The following is a 3246-nucleotide window of genomic DNA, read 5'->3' on the forward strand; positions in this document are numbered from 1 at the left end:
TTTAGTTTAAGAATAGAACCTGGCATCGAGCTATTTTTGCGTAGGGCAACCCCTAAACTATCGTGGCCGCAGCAGCGTTTCACCTCTGAGTTCGGGAAGGGTTCAGTGTGGTTCCACCGCGCAATAGACACCAGGAAAAATTGTTGGGTCAGAGACCCTGAAGACTGCAAGCAACGCGAAACCAAATGAGTTGTGAGGTCAAGCCCTCGGTCTGTTAGCACGGCTCGGCTACATACATTGCTGTACTTCCACCTACCGCCTATAAACGGGTGTTCTTCCCGTGACCTTACCCACTTTGTGTGGTGAGAGCACTCATCTTGAGGTGGGCTTCCCACTTAGATGCTTTCAGCGGTTATCCGCTCCGCACTTGGCTACCCAGCGTTTACCGTTGGCACGATAACTGGTACACCAGCGGTGCGTTCCTCCCGGTCCTCTCGTACTAAGGAGGACTCCTCTCAATGCTCTTACGCCTGCACCGGATATGGACCGAACTGTCTCACGACGTTCTGAACCCAGCTCACGTACCGCTTTAATGGGCGAACAGCCCAACCCTTGGGACGTACTTCCGCCCCAGGTTGCGATGAGCCGACATCGAGGTGCCAAACCTCCCCGTCGATGTGGACTCTTGGGGGAGATCAGCCTGTTATCCCTAGAGTAACTTTTATCCGTTGAGCGACGGCCATTCCACTCTGCGCCGTCGGATCACTAAGGCCTACTTTCGTACCTGTTTGAGTAGTCACTCTTACAGTCAAGCTCCCTTTATGCCTTTACACTCGCCGCACGGTTTCCAAGCGTGCTGAGGGAACCTTTGCGCGCCTCCGTTACCTTTTAGGAGGCGACCGCCCCAGTCAAACTGCCCACCTGAAACTGTTCCCTGACCAGATAATGGTCATGGGTTAGAATTCTAGCTTCGCCAGAGTGGTATCTCACCGTTGGCTCCATACTCCCCACAAGGAATACTTCATCGCCTCCCACCTATCCTGCGCAAGCCAAGCCCGAACACAATTCCAGGCTACAGTAAAGCTTCATAGGGTCTTTCTGTCCAGGTGCAGGCAGTCCGTATCTTCACAGACATTCCTATTTCGCCGAGTCTCTCTCTGAGACACCATCCAGATCGTTACGCCTTTCGTGCGGGTCGGAACTTACCCGACAAGGAATTTCGCTACCTTAGGACCGTTATAGTTACGGCCGCCGTTCACCGGGGCTTCGGTCGCTAGCTTCAAGGCGAACCCCTGACCAACTTCCTTAACCTTCCGGCACTGGGCAGGCGTCAGCCCCCATACTGCGTCTTTATGACTTTGCGGAGACCTGTGTTTTTGGTAAACAGTCGCCTGGATCTCTTCACTGCGACCCACGTCTGAGGTGGGTACCCCTTCTTCCGAAGTTACGGGGCCATTTTGCCGAGTTCCTTAGAGAGAGTTATCTCGCGCCCCTTGGTATTCTCAACCTCCCTACCTGTGTCGGTTTCGGGTACAGGTAACTGTAAGTTAACGTGTTTAGAGCTTTTCTTGGAAGCTAGACTATGCCACTTCCCCACCGTAGTGGGTCGTACTCACGCCTCAACTCGAAACGTTTTCGCCGTCTCTCAACATCTCGACGCTTGAACCGGTAACCAACATCCGGCTGACATTCATCTTCTCCGTCCCTCTGCACAACCTACAATCAGTACGGGAATTTTAACCCGTTGTCCATCGACTACGCCGTTCGGCCTCGCCTTAGGTCCTGACTAACCCTCCGGGGACGAACCTGGCGGAGGAAACCTTAGGGTTTCGGGGCATTGGATTCTCACCAATGTTTGCGCTACTCAAGCCGACATTCTCACTTCCGTTTCGTCCACAGCTGCTTGCCGCTACTGCTTCTACCTACGACGGAACGCTCCCCTACCGATTAATCGTTTATTATTAATCCCACAGCTTCGGTACATCGCTTAGCCCCGTTCATTTTCGGCGCGAGAGCGCTTGACTAGTGAGCTATTACGCACTCTTTCAAGGGTGGCTGCTTCTAGGCAAACCTCCTAGTTGTCTGTGCACTCTCACCTCCTTTATCACTTAGCGATGATTTGGGGACCTTAGCTGGTGGTCTGGGCTGTTTCCCTCTTGACAATGAAGCTTATCCCCCACTGTCTCACTGGCAATGTGTACTCTGGGTATTCAGAGTTTGTCTCGATTTGGTACCGGTCTCCCAGCCCGCACCGAAACAGTGCTTTACCCCCCAGATATAATCATTACCGCTGCGCCTAAACACATTTCGGGGAGAACCAGCTAGCTCCTGGTTCGATTGGCATTTCACCCCTAACCACAGCTCATCCGCTGATTTTTCAACATCAGTCGGTGCGGACCTCCACTTGGTGTTACCCAAGCTTCATCCTGGCCATGGTTAGATCACCAGGGTTCGGGTCTATAAACACTGATTATCGCCCTTTTCAGACTCGGTTTCCCTTTGGCTCCAGCATTCTCGCTTTAACCTACCAGTGCCTATAAGTCGCCGGCTCATTCTTCAACAGGCACGCGGTCAGACTTTTAATAGTCCTCCCACTGCTTGTAAGCTAACGGTTTCATGTTCTATTTCACTCCCCTTCCGGGGTTCTTTTCACCTTTCCCTCGCGGTACTGGTTCACTATCGGTCACACAGTAGTATTTAGCCTTACGAGGTGGTCCTCGCTGATTCACATGGGATTCCTCGTGCCCCATGCTACTCGGGATTCAGCTACTATCCTTGAGTTTTCAACTACAGGACTTTCACCTTCTTTGGTGCAGTATTTAGCTGCTTCGTTTAACCGCCAGATTCGATATTGCTGTCCCACTACCCCAAAAGATAAATCTTTTGGTTTAGGCTCTTCCCCTTTCGCTCACCACTACTTAGGGAATCTCTGTTTTGATTTCTCTTCCTCCAGCTACTAAGATGTTTCAATTCGCTGGGTTGGCTCTCTCCTGCCTATATATTCAGCAGGTAGTATTTAGGGTTGCCCCATTCGGAAATCTCCGGCTCAATGTTTGCTTCCAACTCCCCGGAGCATATCGTCGGTAACCACGTCCTTCGTCGCCTCTGTGTGCCTAGGTATCCACCGTTAGCCCTTATTAGCTTGACCACTCAATTCATTTGGTCTTTCACATAATTGCATCCACAAAAACATCTCTAAAGATTCTCTGTGTCTGCCTGCTTTTTTCGCGTTACTATGCAGTTTTCAAGGTTCTGGCTGAGATATAACTCAGCAGTCTGACTCCAAAGTCATGTTGCTGAACTCTC

The 3246-nt window shown here is 51.3% G+C and carries 2 rRNA genes; both read right to left on the bottom strand.

From position 1 onward, the window contains the following. Positions 1-17 precede the first annotated feature (17 nt). A 5S ribosomal RNA gene (gene rrf, locus RMY00_RS35975) occupies positions 18-135 on the bottom strand. Positions 136-194: 59 nt separating this feature from the next. Further along, positions 195-3088 (bottom strand): 23S ribosomal RNA (locus RMY00_RS35980). Positions 3089-3246 lie beyond the last annotated feature (158 nt).

The sequence above is a fragment of the Nostoc sp. ChiVER01 genome, from assembly GCF_034531155.1.
Taxonomy (GTDB): Bacteria; Cyanobacteriota; Cyanobacteriia; order Cyanobacteriales; family Nostocaceae; genus Nostoc.